Source organism: Roseiarcus sp. (assembly GCF_052145395.1).
In the GTDB taxonomy this organism is placed as follows: domain Bacteria; phylum Pseudomonadota; class Alphaproteobacteria; order Rhizobiales; family Beijerinckiaceae; genus Roseiarcus.
This window is the reverse complement of the sequence record NZ_JBKQOT010000027.1, coordinates 1-19,354: the sequence shown is the minus strand read 5'-3', so window position 1 is coordinate 19,354 and position 19,354 is coordinate 1. Positions and strand designations below refer to the sequence as shown.

At 66.7% G+C, this 19,354-nt stretch carries 20 protein-coding genes; 10 read left to right on the top strand and 10 right to left on the bottom strand.

Translation table 11 applies throughout. The features are described 5' to 3' along the window. Window positions 1-165: 165 nt before the first annotated feature. Window positions 166-1,536: an L-serine ammonia-lyase gene (locus ACLP25_RS00920; RefSeq protein ID WP_442467372.1), complete on the top strand. Its 1,371-nt coding sequence runs from the start codon at window positions 166-168 to the stop codon at window positions 1,534-1,536. A gap of 12 nt (window positions 1,537-1,548) precedes the next feature. Here the strand turns inward: ACLP25_RS00920 and ACLP25_RS00915 are convergent, their stop codons facing one another. Genes ACLP25_RS00915 through ACLP25_RS00890 form a run of 6 tightly spaced genes read right to left on the bottom strand, consistent with a single transcriptional unit; the run spans window position 1,549 to window position 7,523 of the window. Next, entirely contained in the window at window positions 1,549-2,133 is a 585-nt protein-coding gene (locus ACLP25_RS00915) for an NAD(P)H-dependent oxidoreductase (protein WP_442467371.1), read from the bottom strand. Between the two features lie 7 nt (window positions 2,134-2,140). Further along, on the bottom strand, window positions 2,141-3,571 hold the full coding sequence (locus tag ACLP25_RS00910; protein ID WP_442467370.1) for an FAD-binding oxidoreductase: 1,431 nt from the start codon (window positions 3,569-3,571) through the stop codon (window positions 2,141-2,143). After that, the gene (locus ACLP25_RS00905) at window positions 3,568-4,878 is read right to left on the bottom strand and encodes a cytosine deaminase (RefSeq protein ID WP_442467369.1); all 1,311 of its coding nucleotides are present in this window, start codon (window positions 4,876-4,878) and stop codon (window positions 3,568-3,570) included. Before ACLP25_RS00905 ends, ACLP25_RS00910 begins: the two co-directional genes overlap by 4 nt. Beyond that, window positions 4,875-5,660, bottom strand: coding sequence for an ABC transporter permease (locus ACLP25_RS00900; RefSeq protein WP_442467368.1), 786 nt, complete (start codon window positions 5,658-5,660; stop codon window positions 4,875-4,877). The genes ACLP25_RS00905 and ACLP25_RS00900 overlap by 4 nt, the downstream gene beginning before the upstream one ends. Next, complete coding sequence (locus ACLP25_RS00895) at window positions 5,657-6,487, bottom strand: ABC transporter ATP-binding protein (protein WP_442467367.1); 831 nt, start codon at window positions 6,485-6,487, stop codon at window positions 5,657-5,659. Before ACLP25_RS00895 ends, ACLP25_RS00900 begins: the two co-directional genes overlap by 4 nt. Window positions 6,488-6,530: 43 nt before the next feature. After that, window positions 6,531-7,523, bottom strand: a complete 993-nt coding sequence (locus ACLP25_RS00890) for an ABC transporter substrate-binding protein (RefSeq protein WP_442467366.1) — start codon at window positions 7,521-7,523, stop codon at window positions 6,531-6,533. A 103-nt stretch (window positions 7,524-7,626) separates the two neighbouring features. On the opposite strand from ACLP25_RS00890, the gene ACLP25_RS00885 reads away from it, so the two are divergent. Then, complete coding sequence (locus ACLP25_RS00885; protein ID WP_442467365.1) at window positions 7,627-8,019, top strand: RidA family protein; 393 nt, start codon at window positions 7,627-7,629, stop codon at window positions 8,017-8,019. A 2-nt stretch (window positions 8,020-8,021) separates the two neighbouring features. Then, window positions 8,022-8,831: a creatininase family protein gene (locus ACLP25_RS00880; RefSeq protein ID WP_442467364.1), complete on the top strand. Its 810-nt coding sequence runs from the start codon at window positions 8,022-8,024 to the stop codon at window positions 8,829-8,831. A 146-nt stretch (window positions 8,832-8,977) separates the two neighbouring features. Here the strand turns inward: ACLP25_RS00880 and ACLP25_RS00875 are convergent, their stop codons facing one another. Further along, window positions 8,978-9,925: an alpha/beta fold hydrolase gene (locus ACLP25_RS00875; protein ID WP_442467363.1), complete on the bottom strand. Its 948-nt coding sequence runs from the start codon at window positions 9,923-9,925 to the stop codon at window positions 8,978-8,980. Window positions 9,926-10,341: 416 nt separating this feature from the next. On the opposite strand from ACLP25_RS00875, the gene ACLP25_RS00870 reads away from it, so the two are divergent. From ACLP25_RS00870 to ACLP25_RS00845, 6 genes are all read left to right on the top strand, one after another. Then, entirely contained in the window at window positions 10,342-11,181 is an 840-nt protein-coding gene (locus ACLP25_RS00870; RefSeq protein ID WP_442467362.1) for a hypothetical protein, read from the top strand. Between the two features lie 9 nt (window positions 11,182-11,190). Continuing rightward, the gene (locus ACLP25_RS00865) at window positions 11,191-12,471 is read left to right on the top strand and encodes a DUF763 domain-containing protein (RefSeq protein WP_442467361.1); all 1,281 of its coding nucleotides are present in this window, start codon (window positions 11,191-11,193) and stop codon (window positions 12,469-12,471) included. Window positions 12,472-12,579: 108 nt separating this feature from the next. After that, window positions 12,580-12,825, top strand: coding sequence for a hypothetical protein (locus ACLP25_RS00860; protein ID WP_442467360.1), 246 nt, complete (start codon window positions 12,580-12,582; stop codon window positions 12,823-12,825). A 193-nt stretch (window positions 12,826-13,018) separates the two neighbouring features. After that, window positions 13,019-13,798: a bestrophin-like domain gene (locus tag ACLP25_RS00855; protein ID WP_442467359.1), complete on the top strand. Its 780-nt coding sequence runs from the start codon at window positions 13,019-13,021 to the stop codon at window positions 13,796-13,798. A gap of 13 nt (window positions 13,799-13,811) precedes the next feature. After that, complete coding sequence (locus ACLP25_RS00850; RefSeq protein WP_442467358.1) at window positions 13,812-14,123, top strand: 4a-hydroxytetrahydrobiopterin dehydratase; 312 nt, start codon at window positions 13,812-13,814, stop codon at window positions 14,121-14,123. Beyond that, window positions 14,120-14,893, top strand: coding sequence for an SDR family NAD(P)-dependent oxidoreductase (locus tag ACLP25_RS00845; protein ID WP_442467357.1), 774 nt, complete (start codon window positions 14,120-14,122; stop codon window positions 14,891-14,893). The genes ACLP25_RS00850 and ACLP25_RS00845 overlap by 4 nt, the downstream gene beginning before the upstream one ends. A gap of 62 nt (window positions 14,894-14,955) precedes the next feature. Here ACLP25_RS00845 and ACLP25_RS00840 read toward each other — a convergent pair whose 3' ends face one another. Both ACLP25_RS00840 and ACLP25_RS00835 read right to left on the bottom strand, forming a co-directional pair. Beyond that, window positions 14,956-16,017 carry a phosphotransferase gene (locus ACLP25_RS00840; protein ID WP_442467356.1) on the bottom strand — a complete coding sequence of 354 codons (1,062 nt, stop codon included), beginning with the start codon at window positions 16,015-16,017 and terminating at the stop codon, window positions 14,956-14,958. A gap of 18 nt (window positions 16,018-16,035) precedes the next feature. Next, window positions 16,036-17,367 carry an 8-oxoguanine deaminase gene (locus ACLP25_RS00835; protein WP_442467355.1) on the bottom strand — a complete coding sequence of 444 codons (1,332 nt, stop codon included), beginning with the start codon at window positions 17,365-17,367 and terminating at the stop codon, window positions 16,036-16,038. A gap of 224 nt (window positions 17,368-17,591) precedes the next feature. On the opposite strand from ACLP25_RS00835, the gene ACLP25_RS00830 reads away from it, so the two are divergent. Next, window positions 17,592-18,593: an ABC transporter substrate-binding protein gene (locus tag ACLP25_RS00830; RefSeq protein ID WP_442467354.1), complete on the top strand. Its 1,002-nt coding sequence runs from the start codon at window positions 17,592-17,594 to the stop codon at window positions 18,591-18,593. Window positions 18,594-18,640: 47 nt separating this feature from the next. Here the strand turns inward: ACLP25_RS00830 and ACLP25_RS00825 are convergent, their stop codons facing one another. Further along, on the bottom strand, window positions 18,641-19,174 hold the full coding sequence (locus ACLP25_RS00825) for a c-type cytochrome (RefSeq protein WP_442467353.1): 534 nt from the start codon (window positions 19,172-19,174) through the stop codon (window positions 18,641-18,643). Window positions 19,175-19,354: the final 180 nt, after the last annotated feature.

Sequence of the window (19,354 nt, the reverse complement as noted above, 5' to 3'; positions counted from 1 at the left end):
CGTGGTTCGCAACCTCACTCTGCCCAAGCGTCGGTCGCTATCCACCTCCCCATGGGATCTTATGTGAGGTCGCCCTCCGTGACGCCCAACTCTCGCGTCGGCGACCTCACATAACCCTCCAGATTCTCGTTTAAGCGGACCCGAACATTCTCTATCCTCTCATTGATGATCAGCGTCTTCGACCTGTTCAAGATCGGAATCGGCCCGTCCTCATCGCACACCGTCGGTCCGATGAAAGCGGCGCACGCCTTCGCCGAAGGGCTCGCGCGGTCGGGCGCAATCGGACGCATCGAGACGGTCGGGGTCACCCTCTATGGCTCGCTCGCCTTCACCGGACGCGGCCACGCGACGGACAAGGCGGTCGTCCTGGGTCTCAGCGGCCTCCAGCCGGAGACGGTCGATCCGGACGCCGTGGACAGGCTCGCCGCGTCGGTGCGCGAGAACCGGCGTCTCCTCCTCGCAGGACGCCGCCCGATCGCCTTCGACCCGGAGCGCAATATCGTCTTCGACGTGGTCAACCCGCCGCCGCGCCATCCCAATACGCTCCGCCTCGTCGCCTGGGACGCCCAAGGCGCGCCGGTCGCGGACGAGACCTGGCTGTCGATCGGCGGCGGGTTCGTCGTCCGCGACGGCGACGCGACGGTCGCTGCGGAGGAGGACGGGCGCGCTCCCTATCCGTTCCGTTCGAGCGCCGAGCTTTTGGCGCTCGGGCGGAAGACGGGGCTCTCGATCGCCGACCTCCAGGGCGCCAATGAGGCCGCGCTGCGCCCGGCCGAGGCGGTCGAAGGCCACGTTGGGAAAATTCTCGCCGCCATGTTCGGCTGCATCGAGCGGGGTCTCGCGCATTCGGGGCCTCTGCCCGGGGGCTTGAGCGTCGAGCGGCGCGCGCAGGCGATCCACGCGCGCCTTATCGAGAACGCCCACCGCAACGCGCGTCCGGCGCACGAGATCATGGATTACGTCAGCGTCTATGCGCTCGCGGTCAACGAGGAGAACGCAGCGGGCGGACGCGTCGTGACCGCGCCGACCAACGGCGCGGCCGGCGTCGTCCCGGCGGTGCTGCGCTACTACCGCGACCATTGCGAGGGCGCGACCGCCAAAGGGTTGTCGGATTTCCTGATGACGGCGACGGCGGTCGGCGGCCTTTTCAAGCTCAACGCCTCGATTTCAGGGGCCGAGGTCGGCTGCCAGGGGGAGGTCGGCGTCGCCTCGTCGATGGCCGCGGCGGGCCTCTCAGCCGCGCTCGGCGGGTCGAACGGCCAGATCGAGAACGCCGCCGAGATCGCGATGGAGCATCACCTCGGCATGACCTGCGATCCGGTCGCCGGGCTCGTCCAGATTCCCTGCATCGAGCGCAACGCCTTCGGCGCCGTCAAGGCGATCGCCGCCGCATCGCTCGCCCTCCATGGCGACGGGCGGCACCGCGTGTCGCTCGACAGCGTGATTGCGACCATGCGCCAGACGGGCGCCGACATGCAGTCGAAATACAAGGAGACGTCTCTCGGGGGGCTCGCGGTCAATTTCGTCGAGTGCTGACGGCCGGCGACCTCACCAGGTCGAGAAATGCGCCTCGACCTTGGCCAAAAACTTCTTCCGGCGCTCCGGCTTGGTGTGGTTCATGTCGTAATGGGCGAGATAATCGCAGCGCGCGCCGGGGGCGCAGATGCCGCGCAACGAGCGCGTCAAGAAGCGCCGCGGCGGGTCGCCCATCAGGATGGTCAGCACGCGGCTGCCGCCATAGGTGCACACGACCCCGAGCCGCTTGATGTTGGTGAGGGTCGGGACGTAGTCGCCGTTCTCCTTGAGGCTGAAGCTGACGCCGGGCACGAAAACCCTGTCGACGAAGCCCTTGAGGATTGCCGGAAAGCCCATGTTCCAGACCGGAAAGGCGAAGACGAGCGCTTCGGCGGCGAGCAGCCGGTCGACGTAGGGCCCGACGTTGCGGCGGTTGACCTTGACGTCATGGTACTCGATCCGCTCCTCGCGGCCCATGACCGGGTCGAATTTTTCCGCGTACAGGTCGCAGTCGTCGACGTTGTGGCCGCGGGCCTTCAGCGTCCGCACGATCATATCGTGGAGACCGCCCGAAAAGCTCGTCTCGACCGGATGGGCGTAGAGGACGAGGATGCGCATCGCGCGCTCAGACCTGCGCGGCGAGCGCGCGCGCCTCGAGCCCGGGGAACAAAAAATTCTTGCCGGCCGAATAGTCGAAGGCGGGGTCCTCCCAGGCGATCATCTTGCCCGGATTGAGAAGCCCCTGCGGATCGGTCTCGCGCTTGAAGGCGAGTTGGGTCGCGTCGGTCTGCTTCATGCCGCCCTCCTCGAGCGTATAGCGGTGCGGGTTGAACACCATCGCGCCCATCGCTTCGTGCTCGTTCATGATCTCCTGAAGCCGCTCCTCTGTCGAGAAGCGCACCATCGGCAGACCGGCGAAGCCGACGCGGCCGTTGAAGCGGATGATCTCCAGGTGGCCGAGCACCTCGTCGCGGAATATTTCATGGATGCGGCTGATCAGGGAAAGCCCTCTGTCCTCGGGATAGCGGATTTGGAGATATGTGATTGCCGGGTCGACCCTCAACGCACGCAAGGTCGTGTGGTTCCAGGCGAGCTCGTAATTCGGCGGCAGGCCGGTAAGGGTGTCTTTGGCGGCGCGGCTCGAGACGAACAGGATTCCCGCGCCCCTGACCGGCCGGGTGAAGGCTTCGAGCGCGTCGAGCGCATGCGGCGCCACCATGGCGAGCACGACGCTCTTGCCCTCGGGGATGATCGCGCGGTGGCGAAGGAAATAGCGGCTCGGCGCCGGCGCGGCGACCACGGTCACAAGCTTCTTGAGAATGCCGTCCTGCTGGCCGAGCGCGTAGCCATAGGCCGCGGCGGCGTCGAACGAATCGAAGCCGACGATGACGTCGACCCAGTCATAGGCGGCGGTCAGGGGCGCCTCGACCTCCGTGATGACGCCGTTGGTGCCGTAGGCGTGGACCGCCTTGTGGAGATCGGCGCCGGTCAGCTCCAGCGTGCGCGGCTCGCTCTCCATCGTCATGACGCGCAGGCGAAGGACGTTGCCGAAGTCGCGCAAGCCCCCCCACGTGATCGAGCCGACCCCGCCCGAGCCGCCGGCGATGAAGCCGCCGATCGACGCGGTCGCCCGCGTGGACGGGAACATCCGCAGCTCCTGTCCCGACGGCGCCGCGGCCTTGTCGATATCGATGAGCAGCGCGCCGGGCTCGGCGACGACCCGTCCGGGAGAGATGTCGAGAATTGTGTTCATCTCGATCAGGTTCAAGAGAACCCCGCCGGTCAGCGGCATCGCCTGGCCATAGTTGCCCGTTCCGGCGCCGCGCGGCGTCACGGGGACGCCGAGCTTATGGGCCGCGGCAAGAACCGTCGCGACTTCCGCTTCGCTCCGCGGGCTGACGACGAGGTCCGCCGTCACGTGCTCGAGCTCCCGCTTCAGCACGGGCGAATACCAGTAGAAGTCGCGGCTCTTCTGCTTCACCAGGACCGGATTGTCCTCGCACTTGATCGCCCCGATCAGGGCGCGGAAGGCGGCGATGTCGTAAGTCTTGGTCACGAGGCAATCCCCAGGGCTTCCAGTTCGGCGTAGTCGGGCGGAGGCGGCGGCCGGCGGCCGGCGCGCAGCACGACGCGGTCGGCCTGCGGTCGGGCGAAGAGCTGGGTGAACTCGCGCGCGTCGGTCAGGATCAGGTCCGCCGGCGCGCCGGGCCGGACGCCGTCGAGCCCGAGCCCCATCGCCTTCGCCGGCGCTTCGCGAACGGCCGGCGCCCACCGCGCAAAGGGATAATCGAGATGGAGGACGCGCACGCCTTCGCGCCAGACTTCGAGCATGTCGAGATCGCCATAGGCGTAGAACGGGTCGCGCACGTTGTCGCTCGCGATCATCACGTTGACGCCCGCGTCGCTGAGTTCGTGCAGCGCCGTCACGCCGCGCCAGCGCGGCGTGCGCCCGGCTTGCCGGTCCTGAAGGAAGAGATTGCACATCGGCAGCGAAACCACGCTGAGGCCGGCGCGGGCGCAAAGCTCGACGGCGCGCTTGTGTTCGTCGTCCGGCTGGACGGCGAGCGAGCAGCAATGGCCGACGAGGATGCGGCCGGGAAAACGGCGCCCGAGCGCCGTCTCGGCGATGACGCTGAGCGACCGCGCCTCCGGGTCCGCGGATTCGTCGACGTGGAAGTCGAGGTCCCAGCCCTTGCGCTCGGCGAGCGCGAACAAGGCGTTCAGTCCCTCGCTGAGCTCCGGGACCATGAAGGTGACGGCGCCGAGCACGCCGGTTCCGTGGGCGTCCAGCATCGCCACGACGTCCGCCATGTGCGTCTCGTCGAGAGCGGATTCGATCTTGAAGAGCGGGGCGGCCTGAAGCTCGATGCGGCCCTTCCAGCGATCACGCGTTTCGGAAAGCACAGGCCAGCTGATGCGCGTCTGCGGTCCGATGCTGTCGATGTGGGTGCGGATGGCGGAGGTTCCGTGCGCAAAGGCCGTGCGCAGGCAGAAGTCCATGCGCGCCGCGACATCCGCCGCCGTCCAGTTGGCGGCGCGGTCCCGGGCGACCGTGTCGAGCGCGCCCATGAAATCGCCGGTCGGGTTCGGCGCCCGGGGCCAGATGTGGGCCTTGTCGAGATGGGTGTGCGCGTCGACGAAGGTCGGCAGCGCAATGCGGCCCGCAAGGTCGATGCGCGGCGCGTCGGCGGCCGGCGCCGCTACGGCGGCCGCCACGTCTGCGAAGCGGCCGTCGTCGATCAGCAGATCGACGAGGACGAAGCCGTCGCGGTCGACGGACTCTGCGGCGAAGGGAACGTGGGCGGCAAGCATCCGCGCGCCTGCGAGGGCGAAACGGCCCGCGGACGGGATGGCGGGAATCACAAATCGCGGCTCCGGGCGCTGTCGTGCCACCGGCGCAGCATGAAGTACGAGAGGCTGGTCGTAAGCAGGAAGATCGCGACGCCGGTGATCGAGATGAGGACGAGGGCTGCGAACATGCGCGGGATGTTCAGCCGGTATCCGGACTCGACGATCCGGAAAGCGAGGCCGGCGCCTTGTCCCGCCGAGCCGGCGGCGATCTCCGCAACGATCGCGCCGATCAGCGCCAGCCCGCCGCCGATGCGCAGCCCGCCGAGAAAGTAGGGCAGGGCGGCCGGGATTCGGAGCCACAAGAGCTGCCGCCACGACGAGGCGCGATACATCTGAAACAGGTCGAGCAGGTTATGGTCGACGGAGGACAGGCCGAGCGAGGTGTTTGCGAGGATCGGAAAGAAGGCGACGAGGAAGGCGACGACCAGCACCGCCGTCCCCGGGCTCAGATAGACGAGCAGGAGCGGCGCGATCGCCACGACCGGAGTCACCTGCAGGATCACGGTGAACGGGAAGAACGTGTACTCGAGCGGCCGCCACTGCGCGAACAGCAGCGCCAGCAGCGCTCCGCCGACCGTCGCGGCGATAAGCGCCTCAAACGTGATCGACAGCGTGACTTCGAGCGACCGGAACAGAGTTCCCCAGTCCTTGACCAGCGTCTTGGCGATCAGGCTCGGCGCCGGAAGGATGACCGGCGGGATGTCGTTGATGCGGACGATCGCTTCCCAAAGGAAGAGCGCCACGACGAACGCCAACGTCGGCAGAATGGTGCGGACCGCTCTGTCCCTGCTCATCCGACGCGCTCCTGACCCGGTTCGGCGCTCATGGCGCTGTGCAGCGCGCGCGACGTCTCCCGGCAGAGTTCGGCGTACGCGTGCCCGAGGCGATAGTCCTCGTTGCGCGGCAGCGGCGCGGGCACGTTGACCTCGGCGACGACGCGCCCGGGGCGTGGCGCCATCACGACGATGCGGTCGGAGAGGTAGACGCTTTCGAACACCGAGTGGGTGACGAAGACGACGGTCGCGTCCAGTTCGCACTTGAGCGCGACCAGGTCGTCATTGAGCTTGGTGCGGGTGATCTCGTCGAGGGCGGCGAAGGGCTCGTCCATCAAGAGCAGCGCCGGGCGCGTCACCAGGGCGCGCGCGATGGAGACGCGCATCTTCATGCCGCCCGACAGTTCGCGCGGATAGGCGCAATCGAAGCCGGAGAGTCCGACCTTCGCCAGCGCTTCCTCGACCTTCGGCCGCGCCGTCTTGCGCGACTGCCCGCCGAGACGCAAAGGCAGCCAGACGTTGTCGAACACGTTGGCCCAGGGCATCAGCGTCGGCTCCTGAAACACGAAGCCGAGGTCGTGGCTGGTCGAGAGCCAGTTGATGTAGCCGAGGCTCGGATTCGTCAGACCGGCCAGGAGCCTCAGAATCGTCGACTTGCCGCAGCCCGACGGGCCGAGCAGCGACAGGAATTCGCCGCGCCGGATCTCGAGATCGACGCTTCTCAGCGCCTCGACGCGGTTGGAAAAGGACTTGCCGACCTTCTCCAGGCGGGCGAGCAGCTCCCGCGGCGCGATGGGCGACGTCGGGACGTCGCCAGGCCCGCTGGCGATTGCACGCGTTGCATGCATGGGCGAGGGCATCGTGCTCAGCTTTCCCGGCTCACTTGCCGGCTCACTTGGGCCTCAGGTCGAGACCCACGCCCTTGTTCACGAACTCCAAAGTGTAGGCCTTCTTGTAGTCCAGCCCCGCCTTGACGACACCCGCCTTGACCATCTCATCATAGAACGACTTGACGCGCTCGTCGGTCATCGCGCCGACGCCGTGCTTCAACGTGTCGCCCGAGTCGACGAGCCCGTACTCCTTCATCTTGGCGATCGAGAAGGCGATCTGCTCGTCCGTCATCTCCGGGTTGTCTCTCTTGATCCGCTCGTTCGCCTTGGTGTTGTCGCCGTAGAGGTAGTGGTACCAGCCGATGGTCGAGGCGTCGACGAAGCGCTGCACGACGTCCTTGCGCTTCTCTATCACGTCGGCGCGCGTCTCGATCGTCGTGGCGTAGGTGCCGTAGCCGTGGTCGGCGAACAAAAAGATGTTGGGCTTGAAATGGCCCTCCCGCTCGACCGCGAAGGGTTCGGACGTGACGTAGCCCTGCTGGATCGAGTGCGTGTCGGCGATGAAGGGCGCCGGGTTGAAAGTGTAGGGCTTCACGTTCTCTTCCTTGAAGCCGTAGGACGTCTCCATCCAGCGGTAGAAGGAGGCGAGGCCCTCCTTGCCGATGAAGGCCGTAGCCTGCGGCAGGTCTTCCCATTTGTGGAGGCCGACGCCCGGATGCGACATCACCATCTGCGGGTCTTTCTGGAAATGCGCCGCCACCACCACGATCCCCAGATCCTGGTCGACCGCGTCGAAGGCGAGCAGAAGGTTACCGCCCATGTAGAATTCGAGCTTTCCAGCCGCCAGAAGAAGGCCGTTGTTCGCCTGCGGGCCGCCGGGCACGATGGTCACGTCGAGGCCGTACTTCTCGTAGGTGCCATCGACCAGGGCTTGGTAGTATCCGCCATGCTCGGCCTCGGCGAGCCAATTGGTGCCGAAGGAAACCTTGTCCGCGGCGTTCGCCGTCGTTGCAAGGATCAAGGAAGCAAAGAGAAATGCGCCGGTTCGCTTCATTAAGCTGTTCTCCCGAAGGCCCAGACTGGCCCGAGTGTTGCAAACCCGGCGCCAACAGTCTCAACTGGCGGGGATAAGGGCGCCCAGTTCGAAGGCTAAGTCTATGCGAGGATTGAACCCGAAAACAATCCATCCGCCCTTCGCGAATTACGCGCATGGGCTTGAAGTCGAGGCCGGGGCGCGCCTCATCTTCTGCTCCGGCCAGCTCGGCGTCGCGCCGGACGGCGCCATCCCGCCCGACGTTGAGGGGCAGGCGCGCCTGTGCTTCCGCGCGATCGAAGCCATTCTTGCGGAGGGGGGAATGGCGCTCTCGGACCTCGTCCGGCTCAACGCCTATGTCAGCGGGCGCGAGCACCTGCAGGGCTACATGCGCATACGGGACGAGTTCGTCGGGACGCCTGCGCCCGCTTCGACGCTCATGATCGTCCAGGGGTTCGCGCGTCCGGAATTTGTGGTCGAAATCGAAGCGGTCGCCGCTCGCAAGCCGGGAGTCTAGGCATGTTGCCGACCAAGTTTTGGGCAGAGATGAAGTGGACCGATTTCTTGGCGGCGGACATGACGAAAGTTGTGGCGGTGCTGCCCGTCGCGGCGATCGAACAGCATGGTCCGCATCTTCCCGTCGGGGTCGACATGTTTCTCAACGAGGGTTACCTCAAGCGCGCCGTCGAGCGGGTTCCCGACGATTTGCCCGGGCTGTTCCTGCCCGTCCAGGCCATCGGCAAGTCGAACGAGCATATCCAGTATCCCGGCACGCTGACGTTCTCGATGGAGACGATCACCCGCGCCTGGACCGAAATCGGCGAGAGCGTAGCGCGAACCGGCTGCCGCAAGCTCGTTTTCATGAACTCGCACGGCGGCAACGTCGCCGTGCTGGCGGCGGTGGTGCGCGAACTGAGGGTGCGCTTCGGCATGCTGGCGGTCCACGCCGCCTGGCACACCCTTGGCTATCCGGAGGGCCTGTTTTCGACCGAAGAGCGGGCGCACGGCATTCACGGCGGCGACGCCGAGACGTCGCTGATGCTTGCCGAGCGGCCAGACACGGTGAGGATGGGCGAAGCGCGGAATTTCGTCAGCGCGGCGGTCGGGATCGAGCAGGAGTTCAAGCGGCTCCGCGTGACGCAGCCGATCGGCATCGGCTGGATGGCGAACGACCTCAATGCCCTCGGCGCGGCGGGCGACGCCTCAAACGCCACCGCCGTCAAGGGCGAGGCGTGCTTCGATCACGGCGTCGCGGGCTTCATCGAGCTCTTGCGGGACGTCGTCGCTTTCGACCTCGCGCGACTCTCGGCCGGCCCGCTGGCGCGGTGAACCGGCGTTTTGAATTTGGATGCCGCGTTTCGACCCGGTGCTGTCATTCGGCATGAACCGGGTGCGAGCGGAGAACGCTCAAAACCGCCCGTAGAAGCTACGGAGAGGAAGCGCCATTATCGGTCGCTCCTGAAAGGAGCGTCAGCTCACCATCGGATGGCGTCGAGGAACGACTTGATTGCGCGGTTCACGGCGTCTGGCTTCTCCATGTGCACCGAGTGACCAGCGTCGTCGATGACGACGAGCTGCGATCCCGCGATGTCTTGGTGGAAGCGCGTTGCGGTCCGGACGTCCACGATGCGGTCGTCGCGTCCCCAGATGATGAGGGTCGGCGCCGTCACCGACTTGATGCGGGGCACGTTGGGGATGGCGAAGTCGAAGTGCAGCGCCCGCTGCATCCAGTAGAACGCGTCCCGGGCGTTCGGGGTGCGGTTGATGTCGCAGATCTCCGCGACATACGCCGCGTCGCGCGCGAACGGGGCGGGATCGCGAAAGATATATGGGAAAAAGCCCTTGACGATGGCGGGGTACGACGAGAACGACATTAGGATCGCGTTGGTCGTCCGATGGACCAAAGGATTGAGCGCTCCCAGCGTAACTCCGCTGGGATAGCCGCCTGCGTCGATAATGACGAGGCCGGCGGTCCGCTCGGGAAAGTCGAGGGCAAACTCGAGCGCGACCGTGCCTCCGAGCGACTGTCCGGCGACCACCGACTTCGGTATCCCCATGGTCGTCATGAAGTCACGGACGAACTCGGCGTAGCTCCGGTGCGTGTACGGAAACGTGGCGGGCTTGTCGGAGTAGCCGGAGCCGGGGAGGTCGAATGTCCAGACCTCGTGCGAGCGGCTCAAGGCGTCGATGTTGAATCGCCAGGTGCTTGTGTGGCTACCGCCGGCAGGAATGAGGATCAGCGGCGAACCCGAGCCGCGCCGTTCGTAGTAAGTGTCGATGCCGCCGACCAAGACGAAGCGCCTTGACTTCGCCAACGCATGGGGTGACAGCGGCGGGATGAGCGCCCACACGGCCCAGTGGGCCACGGGGAGCAGGATGATCGAGGCGATCACGACGCCGACGATGATCACCGCTGTCGTCATGGGCATTCTAGGTGCAGCGCCAGCGAGGCTGTTTGGACAGACACTCTCTGTTTTTCGTCCATGCATCAATTAGACTTTTGCGCCAATCGCGATGTGCCGCTGAGGCTCCGACGAATGCGTCCTTTGGGCGGACTATGCGCCTACAGGCTCAGCCTTGTACGCGCGCTATCCCGCCCGTTCCCGCCGTTCGCCCGACGCTCGCTCTCCGGCCCTTCGCGAGGTCTACCCTTGGACGCGCTGGATTACGAACCATGATGAACCGCTGGCGATCGCCGCGCGTGCGCCCGGAAGGCGCTGCGGCGGCGCCGAACGCGGGTCGACCTGAAGAGCCACGCGCGCCTCGCGTTCGACAATTCCTTGCCAGCTTCTGAAAGTTGTTCTACGTTTGTTCTTTGGAGACGAGATCGAGGCCGCCCGTGTCCGAACTCCACCGGTTCCGCTCGAGCCGCGACCGCGAAGGCTCCCGCGCCGCGCGACCGGCAAGCGTCGAGCGCGAGCGGCGGGTCGTCGAGGGACTCAAAGGCGGCCTGTCGATGGCCGAGATCGCGGGGCGCGAGGGGATCACCGAGCGCGGCATGCGCAAGTATGTCCGCAACCTCATCGCCCGGCGCGCGCCCGAGGTGACCGGCGAGTTCATCGCGGTGCAAATGAGTCGGCTCAACGAAGCGCTGCTCGTCAGCTTCGGCGCGATGTCGGGCGAGAACCTCGCGTCGGTCGACCGGGTGGTCAAAATCGTGCGTGAACTCGACCGCTATCACGGGCTCGGCGGCGGAGCGCGCGGAACCGAAACCCGCCGCAAGCTCCTGGAAAGTCTCGTTTCCGCAGCCGAAATGACGGCCCCTCCCCACGCCGACCGGGTTCGGGGCGAGGAACTGGCGGCGGGGACGGAAGCGGACCCGACTCCGGACCGGGCCGAGCCCCTCGCCGACCGTCTTCCCCAAGAAGCAGGGCCGGAACAGCGCGGAACCGAGAGTCTCCGCAACCCGCTGGAAAGTCTCAATCCGGGAGCCGCGATGGCTCCGGCGCCTCCTCCCCTGAATTATGCTCGGCCGGACTTTGCGCCTGAGGCTCAGCCTTGTCGGCCTGCGACTCCGCCCATTCGCCCGGCGCCTCCGTCCAGACCCGAAATTCAATCCGAGACGCCACATGACCCGAGAGAGAGTCGCAGCGGCCGCGCGGGCGCGCTACAGCCGATTCGTGTCCACGAATTCGTCGCCATTCGCAAGAGCAGCGAGAATGAGCGCTCAGCCCTATAGCGCCGCCCCGTGACCGCCCGCCGCTCCGGCAGCGCGGACCTGCCGCTGCACGGCGGGCGCGTGCCGCGCTGGCTCGGCGAGCGGTTGACGAAACTCGGGGCGGTCATCGCCGAGGCGATCGTGATCGAATACGGGCGCGAGGAGTTCTTGCGTCGGCTAGCCCATCCGTTCTGGTTCCAGTCGTTCGGCGCCGTGATGGGGATGGACTGGCACTCGTCGGGAATCACCACGTCCGTCATCGGTGCGCTGAAGCGCGGCCTCAATCCGCTCGCGGGCGAACTCGGCCTCAATGTGTGCGGCGGGCGCGGCGCCCATTCCCGGCAAACGCCGCACGAGCTCGTCGCGATCGGCGAAAGGGTCGGCTTCGACGGAGACAAGCTCGCGGCCGCGAGCCGCCTCGTCGCCAAGGTCGACAGCGCCGCGGTGCAGGACGGCTTCGACCTCTACCTGCACGGCTTCATCGTCGCCGACGACGGGCGCTGGGTGGTCGTTCAGCAGGGCATGAACGGCGACGCCCGCCAGGCGCGCCGCTATCACTGGCTGTCCGAGGGGCTGAAGAGCTTCGTCGAAGAGCCGCACAGCGCCATCGACGGCGAAGGGCAGGGGGTGATCGCAAACCTGACCGACGCCCGCGCCGCGGCCTCGCGGCGGATGCAGATCGATCTCTTGAGCGATCTCGGTCCCGACCGCATCGAGCGCAAGATCGCCAAGATCGAAGGCGCGGCGAAGCCGGCCAAAGCGCCGCTGCAGCCGTTCCTGCCGCATCTCGTCATGCCCGCGCATCACGACGTCAGGGCGGAGGACATCGTCGCCCGCAGGCTTCACGCCAATCTCGCCGCCGCCGCCGATCAGGGGCCGAAGGACTTCGCCGAGCTTCTGCTCGTGCCCGGCGTCGGGGCGCGGACGGTGCGCGCGCTCGCCCAGGTCGCCGAAGTTGTGCACGGGGCGCCCTACCGGTTCAGCGATCCGGCCCGGTTTTCCGTCGCACACGGCGGCAAGGATCGCCATCCCTTTCCCGTGCCGCTGAAGGTTTACGACCGAACGATCGCGGTCATGAAGGCGGCGGTGGCGAAGGCGAGGCTCGGCGAGGCCGAGGAACTGGCTGCGATTCGCCGGCTGGACGATCAGGCGCGCCGATTCGAGCGGCAGGCCTGCTCCGGCCCCTCGGTCGAGGCGCTGTTCGCGGAGGAACGCGTCCGCTCAAACGCCTATGGCGGCATGAGCGTGTTCGGGCCGGAGCCGGCTCCGGAGCGCGACCTGGAGGACGTGCGTCCCGCGCCCTCATCCTGAGCTTGTCGAAGGACGGGCGGCGGGACGCCGCCCGTCCGGCGAGCGCCGGGTCAGTCCTGATCCAGCTTCGCGCGCGACAGTCGGGCCTCCGACATGGGGGCCCTATCCATGCGCACGATAATCGCGGGACTGCTGGCGCTGAGCCTCTCGGCCTGCGCCCCCGCGTGGCCGCCCATGCCCTACAACCGGGCGGCCTCGCTGCCCTACCCCGCCTGCGGCGGCATGGCGACGCTGCGCGCCAACCTGACCGGCGCGCCCGACCCCACGCCGCAGAGCGACTCGATTTTGCGCACCCTCGGGGTGCGCTGCGTCGCGGATTATCCTCCCCCGCCGCCGATCCGCGCGCGTTATTAGTGGGGTAAAGCTCAGGTTGCCGGCGGCGCGAGGCGACCCCTCCTCCCTTTCCCTCGGGACAAGCGTGTGGAAAACGCCTCTGCGCATCGCAGGTTTCTTCACTCGATCGCTCTGAAAGCGGCGGCCGCACCGCTAGACGCCCGCCGCGTTCTGTGCGACGCGTTGATCCCTTTCGGCTCGTGGAGGAGGCCGCTTGAGTTCGTTCGCCGTCGCCGCGATGGTCTGGGCGCTGATTACTGTCAGCGGCTTGCTCGGCCTCTTTCTGAAGACCCGCCTCGCCCCCCATTATACGACAGAATTGTCCCGCGACATGATCGGCGGCGTCGTCGGGCTCCTGACGCTCCTGCTCGCGCTGGTGCTCGGTCTCCTGATCTGGACCGCTTTCGGCGTCTTCAGCACGCAGCAGCGGGAACTCGAGGGGGTCGCGGCCAAGGCGCTCGAATTCAATCTCGAAATGCGTCACTACGGGCCGGAGGGCGACGCGGCGCGCGAGGGCTTGCGCCAGGACCTGATTTCCGCGCGTCAGCAGTTCTGGGGCGACGATCGCGAGATGGCCGCATCCTACGACGCTTCGTACAAGGCGATGGCGGACCTGAACCGCGTCTTCGAACGTCTCGATCCGAAGACCGACGCGCAAAAGGCGCTGCTCGCGATGGCGAAATCCAACTACGCCGCGATCGGCGAGGATCGGCTCCTGATGTCGCTTCAGGTGCTTTCGCCTGTCGTCTGGCCGCTGATTTACGCGGTGGCGGGCTGGTCGTGCCTCATGTTCGCTGGCATGGGGCTTTTGTCGCGGCCGAACGCGGCGACAATCGTGATGCTGATCCTCGGAGCGGCGTCGGTCAGCGTCGCGATCCTGCTTATTCTTGAATTCAGCCGCCCCTATACTAGCTCCATCCGCATCTCGCCGATCGTGGTCGATCGCGCGATCGTGGATCTCGGCAAGCCCACGGGACCCGGGGATTCTCACTGAAAGGAGACTCGCCATGGCGCATTACAAGATTCTCACCGACGACGAGATCCGATCGGCTTTGGCCAGTCTGCCGGATTGGTCGGTCAAGGCGCCGAACATCGAGGCCACGTTCGCCCTTAAAACGTTTCGCGACGCGATCGCCTTCATCGTCGAGGTCGCGATCGAGGCCGAGGTGATGAATCATCATCCCGAATTCAAGAATTCCTACAACATTGTCTCGTTCTCCTTCTGCACGCACGACGCCGGCATGAAAATCACCGACCTCGACATCGAGACGGCGAAAAAGATCAGCGCGCTCGCCAGGCGGTTCGAGGCGATGCCGTGAGGGATCAGGGCGGCGGACGCCCGTTCGCCGGCGCAACCGCGATCGTGACGGGAGGCGGGGCCGGGATCGGCTTCGCCGTCGCCCGCGCCTTCGCGCGCGCCGGCGCCAATGTCGCCATCGCCGGCCGAACCCGGGACAGGCTGATCCACGCGGCGGCGTTGATCGAGGAGATGGGCGGTCCGGTTCTCGTCGCTCAGGGCGACGTCGGCGTCGCGGCCGACAGCGAGCGGATCGTCGCGGCCACGATCGAGCGATTCGGCGCCGCCGACGTTCTTGTGAATAACGCCGCTCATTTCGCGCTCGTACCGCTTCTCGACGCGGACGCGGAGGCGGCCGAGGCGTTTCTCCGCGTCAACGTGGCGGCGCCGCTGCATTGCGCGCGCGCCTTCGCTGCTGACGTTCTCGCGAAGGGGCGGAAGGGCGCCATCGTCAACGTCAGCAGCATCGCGGGCGTCCGCCCGGCGCCGGGCTGCGGGCTCTACTCGGCGTCCAAGGCCGCGCTCGACATGTTGACGCGATCCATGGCGCTCGAATGGGGGCCGAAGGGCCTCAGGGTCAACGCGGTCGCTCCGGGCCATGTCGCGACCGAGGGCGTGCTGGAGGACTTTCAGGCCGGCCGGCTCGATGAGGCGAAGATGCTCGCCTCCATCCCCGCACGCCGCATCGCCGACGTCGACGACATCGCCGACGCCGTCTTGTTCCTCTGCTCGGATAGGGCGCGGCACATTATGGGGCAGGTGCTGACGGTCGACGGCGGCGAGGGCATGTAGGCGCGGACCGAGCCGTCGACCGCTGGTGGGCGGCCGTCGACCTCTGACAGGGCGGATGACCGCTACGCCAGCAGTTCGGGGCAGCCCAGATTGTCGAAGGCGAGCCAGACGCGCTCGTAATTGTTCCACCAGATCACCGGCGGGATGCCACCTTCGGCCTGCCATACCGGGGTCGTGACGCTCCAAAGCGCCGAGAGGCGATAATCCTCGTCCAGCGCGCGCCGCGCGTAACTCGAGACGCCGCATGCGACGAGCTCCGCGAAATACGCGTCGAGCAACGGCTTCTCCAAGACGCGCCGGCGGTCGGGATACCAGTGCACCGCCATCATGTAGGCGAGGTCCTCCGATGCGATGCCCAGCCGCCAACTGTCCCAGTCGAACAGACGGATGTCGGAGCCGCCATCCTTCGGCAGGAAGCAGTTCCACACATGGGCGTCGCCATGCACAATCGTGACGTTGCGTCGGGCGTCGAAGCGCTGGAAAAGCCGCGGCGCCCGATCGACGAGCTTGTCATAGAGGCGCCTGCGCTCGGACGGCAGGCGGTCGCCCATGCGATCTGCGAACGCGGAGATCTTCTCCCCGAGGCGGCGCAGGAATTGGTCGACCGCCGAGGCGTCGCCCCAGCGGCCGATCGAGGCTCCCAGACGCGCGTCGTCCCACCAGTATGCATGGAAATGAGCCCATGCCCGCACAATCGCCCGGCAGTCGTCGAGGCGCGGCGGCAACGGCCAAGGGGTTACGATCTTATGGGACTCGCCGAGGTCTTCGAGGACGAGCCGCCAACGGCCGGTCTCTTGATCCCACTCTGCCTCGAAGCACCGTGGGAGAACGCCTGGAGGGGTCGCGGGCGCCACTTCACGATAGAAGGCGACTTCCTGACGCCCGCCGCTCCAGCCTTTCGACGGGCGCTCGGTCGGCTCTGTCTTCACGATCAGGGTCTGCGGGGCGTCCGTGACCGGGCCTTCATAGCCGAGCCTGAGCCGGACGATGCGCGAGAGGATCGTCGGCCACGACCGATCGACGGATACGCGCGCAACGCGTCCGTCCGTCAGCGCGCCGGCGCGTCGGAGCGCGATCGTAAGCGCGTCGGGCGTGATCCCGTTCGGCAGAGGCTCCGTCGTCATCGCTTTCTCCCTCCGCGCTTACGCAAACGCCTTCGCCGCCGCCCTGTGCTTGGCGATCAGCGCCTCGATATCGACGTCCTCGGGCCGGCCGTCGATGACCCGCCAGCGCCCCGCGACCATCACCCGGTCGGCGCGGTGCGCGCCGCACAGGACAAGCGCGGCGACCGGGTCCTGCGCGCCGGAGAAGCGCGGCTCGTCCAGCCGGTAGAGCGCGAGGTCGGCCTGGAGGCCTGCGCCGATGCGGCCGATGTCGCCGCGGCCGAGGCAGCGCGCGCCGCCCTCGGTCGCCCAGCGCAGCGCGTAGTAGGGGCTGACCGCGGCATGGCCGTAGCGCAGGCGTTGCAGCATCAGGGAATGGCGCGCAGCCTCCATGACGTTCGAGGAATCGTTCGAGGCCGAGCCGTCGACGCCTAGGCCGACCGGGGCGCCCGCCGCCTCGAGATCCTTGGTCGGGCAAATGCCGACGCCGAAGGCCATGTCGGCCGCCGCGAGATGGCACACGCCGACCCCGGCGCGGCCGATGCGACCGATCTCGTCCTCATTGAAATGGATCCCGTGCGCGACCCAGGTTTGCGGACCGAGCCAGCCCGCGTCCTCCAGAAGGTCGACCGAGCGCTTGCCGAACGCCTGCATGGCGTAGGCGTCCTCGTCAGGCGACTGACAGAGATGGCAGTGCAGCCGCGCGTCGTAACGTTCGGCCAGGGCGGCCGATTCGGTCAGCACGCGCTGCGGCACGGCGAGCGGCGAGCAGGGCGCGAGCGCGATCTGGATGAGCGCGCCGGGGCTGGGGTCGTGGTGGCGCTGCAGAACGCGCTCGCTGTCTTCGAGGATCGCGTCCGAACTCTGGACGATCGAGTCGGGCTGCAGGCCGCCGTCCTTTTCGGATATGCCCATCGAGCCGCGCGTGACCGTCATGCGCAGGCCGACCGCTCGGGCCTCTTCGACCTCGATGTCGACGGCGTCCTCGAGACCGGGCGGAAACAGATTGTGGTGGTCGGCCGCCGTGGTGCAGCCCGACAGCAGGAGCTCGGCCAGCGCCAGGCGGATCGCGATTCGCAGCGCGCTTGGCGTCATCCGGTCCCACACGCGCTCCATCGCCACGAGCCACGGAAGGAGGTCCTTGCCTTCGCCGGCCGGGTGGGCGCGGGTCAGCGTCTGATAGAAGTGATGGTGTGCATTGATCAGCCCCGGCAGAACGACGTGACGGGAGGCGTCAAAGGTCGTCCCGCAGAGGAGCGTCGGCGACCCGCCGCGCGGGACGCACTCGACGATCTCGGCGCCGTCAACGACGACGCCGCGTTCGGCGTTCGGCGCGAGGATCGCCAACGGGTCCTTGATCCAGATGCGCATGGGGCGAACTCCGATTTGACGGCGGCTGGACGATCCGGCCGCGGAACAAGGGTTTTACGAACTTTGGATTCGACGGGAGCGAATCGCGTTCGTATGGTACCCCTCGAAGGGGGGCTCGCAGAGCGCCGCTCGTCAACGCGCGGGCGGGGACAGCCGTCTCCCCCAGCGCCAGGGGAGGCTTCGCGCGCATTTTGACGCCTCCGAATTGGAATGAGGAGTCTCGAATGCGCGTCGCCATCATCGCCGCTTTGCTTGGAACCCTGGGGCTCCCCGCGCCCGCGCTGGCGCTCGACAAGGTGACGTTCGGCACCAACTGGCTCGCCGATCCGGAAGCGGGCGGCTACTATCAGGCGCTGGTCGACGGCACGTACACGCAATACGGCCTTGACGTCACCATCCTCCAGGGCGGCCCCGCGTCGAACGGCGGCATGCTCCTGATCGCCGGAAAAATCGAGTTTTTCATGGGCGGCGACATGATCGGCGACTTCCTCGCGGTTCAGAACAATATCCCCACGATCGCGGTCGCAGCCGACTTCCAGAAGAACCCGCAGTGCTTCATGTCCCACCCCGGCGTCGGCCTCGACAAATGGGAGGACTTGCAGAACGCCAACCCTGCGTTTGTCAGCGCCGGCGCGGTCAATACGTTCTGGGCATGGATGCGCCTCGCCTACGGTTTCAAGGACGAGAACATCAAGCCCTATAACTTCAATTCGGCGCCTTTCATCGTCGACACGCATTCGATTCAGCAGGGCTACATCACTTCGGAGCCGTACGAGGTCGAGCAGCAGGGCCACTTCAAGCCGAACACCTTCCTGCTGACCGATTACGGCTACACGACCTATTCGACCGAAATCATCACTCGCCGGGAAATCGTCGAGCAGAAGCCGGACCTCGTGCAGCGGTTCGTCAACGCCTCCGCGATCGGCTGGTACCACTATCTCTACGGCGACAACACCAAGGCGAACGCGCTGATCAAGAAAGAGAATCCGGAGATGACGGACGAGCAGATCGCGTTCTCGATCGCGAAGCTCAAGGAATACGGGATCGTCGATTCGGGCGACACATTGACCAAGGGCATCGGCGCCATGACCGACGAGCACTGGAAGGACTTCTACGAGAAGATGGTCAAGGCCGGCGTCGTCAAGGCCGGCATCAATTACAAGGAGGCCTACACCTTGCAGTTCGTCAACAAGGGCGTCGGCCTCGAGCTCAGGCCGAAGAACTGACGGAGTGACGGAACGGCGGCGAGCGGGCGTCCGCCGTTCCGTCTCGCCTACTTCTGGGACGCGGGGAGCGCGTTGTAGACATCCGGCGGCAGCACCGCCGAGACGGCGATCGGAACCTTGTCAGACGACTTGTACGAGACGATTTTGTTGCTGACCGGCGGCAGGTTCTTGAGGAACGCCGCGATCGCGTAAACGTCGTCGTCGGTCAGATGGGCGAAGGATGCCGAGGGCATTACGCCGCTGAGGTCGCTGCCGTCGGGCCGCTTGCCCTTGCGGATCGCGGTCACGACCTGATCGGCCGTCCATTTGCCGAGGCCCGTATCGGCATCCGGGGTCAGATTGCTGCCAACGAACACGCCTTGGCCGGGAATCGAGAAACCGACGTCCGACCCGCCGAGATAGCGCTTCATATCGGGGTTTCCGAGCATGCCGCCGGGCGTGTGGCAGTCGGAGCAGCCGGCGATCGAAACGATATACTTGCCGCGCGCAATCTCAGCGTCGTCGGCGAATGCCGGCGCGGCAAGCGCGCAAAGTGCCGCCGCCATTGCCAGTAGCGCCTTACGGTCCAAAGTCGTGTCCATCAGAGCCTCCCGTTCGGTCTCAGGGTCTTCAGGATCCGGCGACGCCGGAAATCGGAATTCCGCTCAAATGATCCGGGACGGTCCAGTTCTGCGCCGGATCCGGCGTGTGGGCGACCGGCGCGACGTCGCCGCGCCAAGCGACTCCGACCATCAGCGCGGTCTGATAGGCCCTCACCCGCC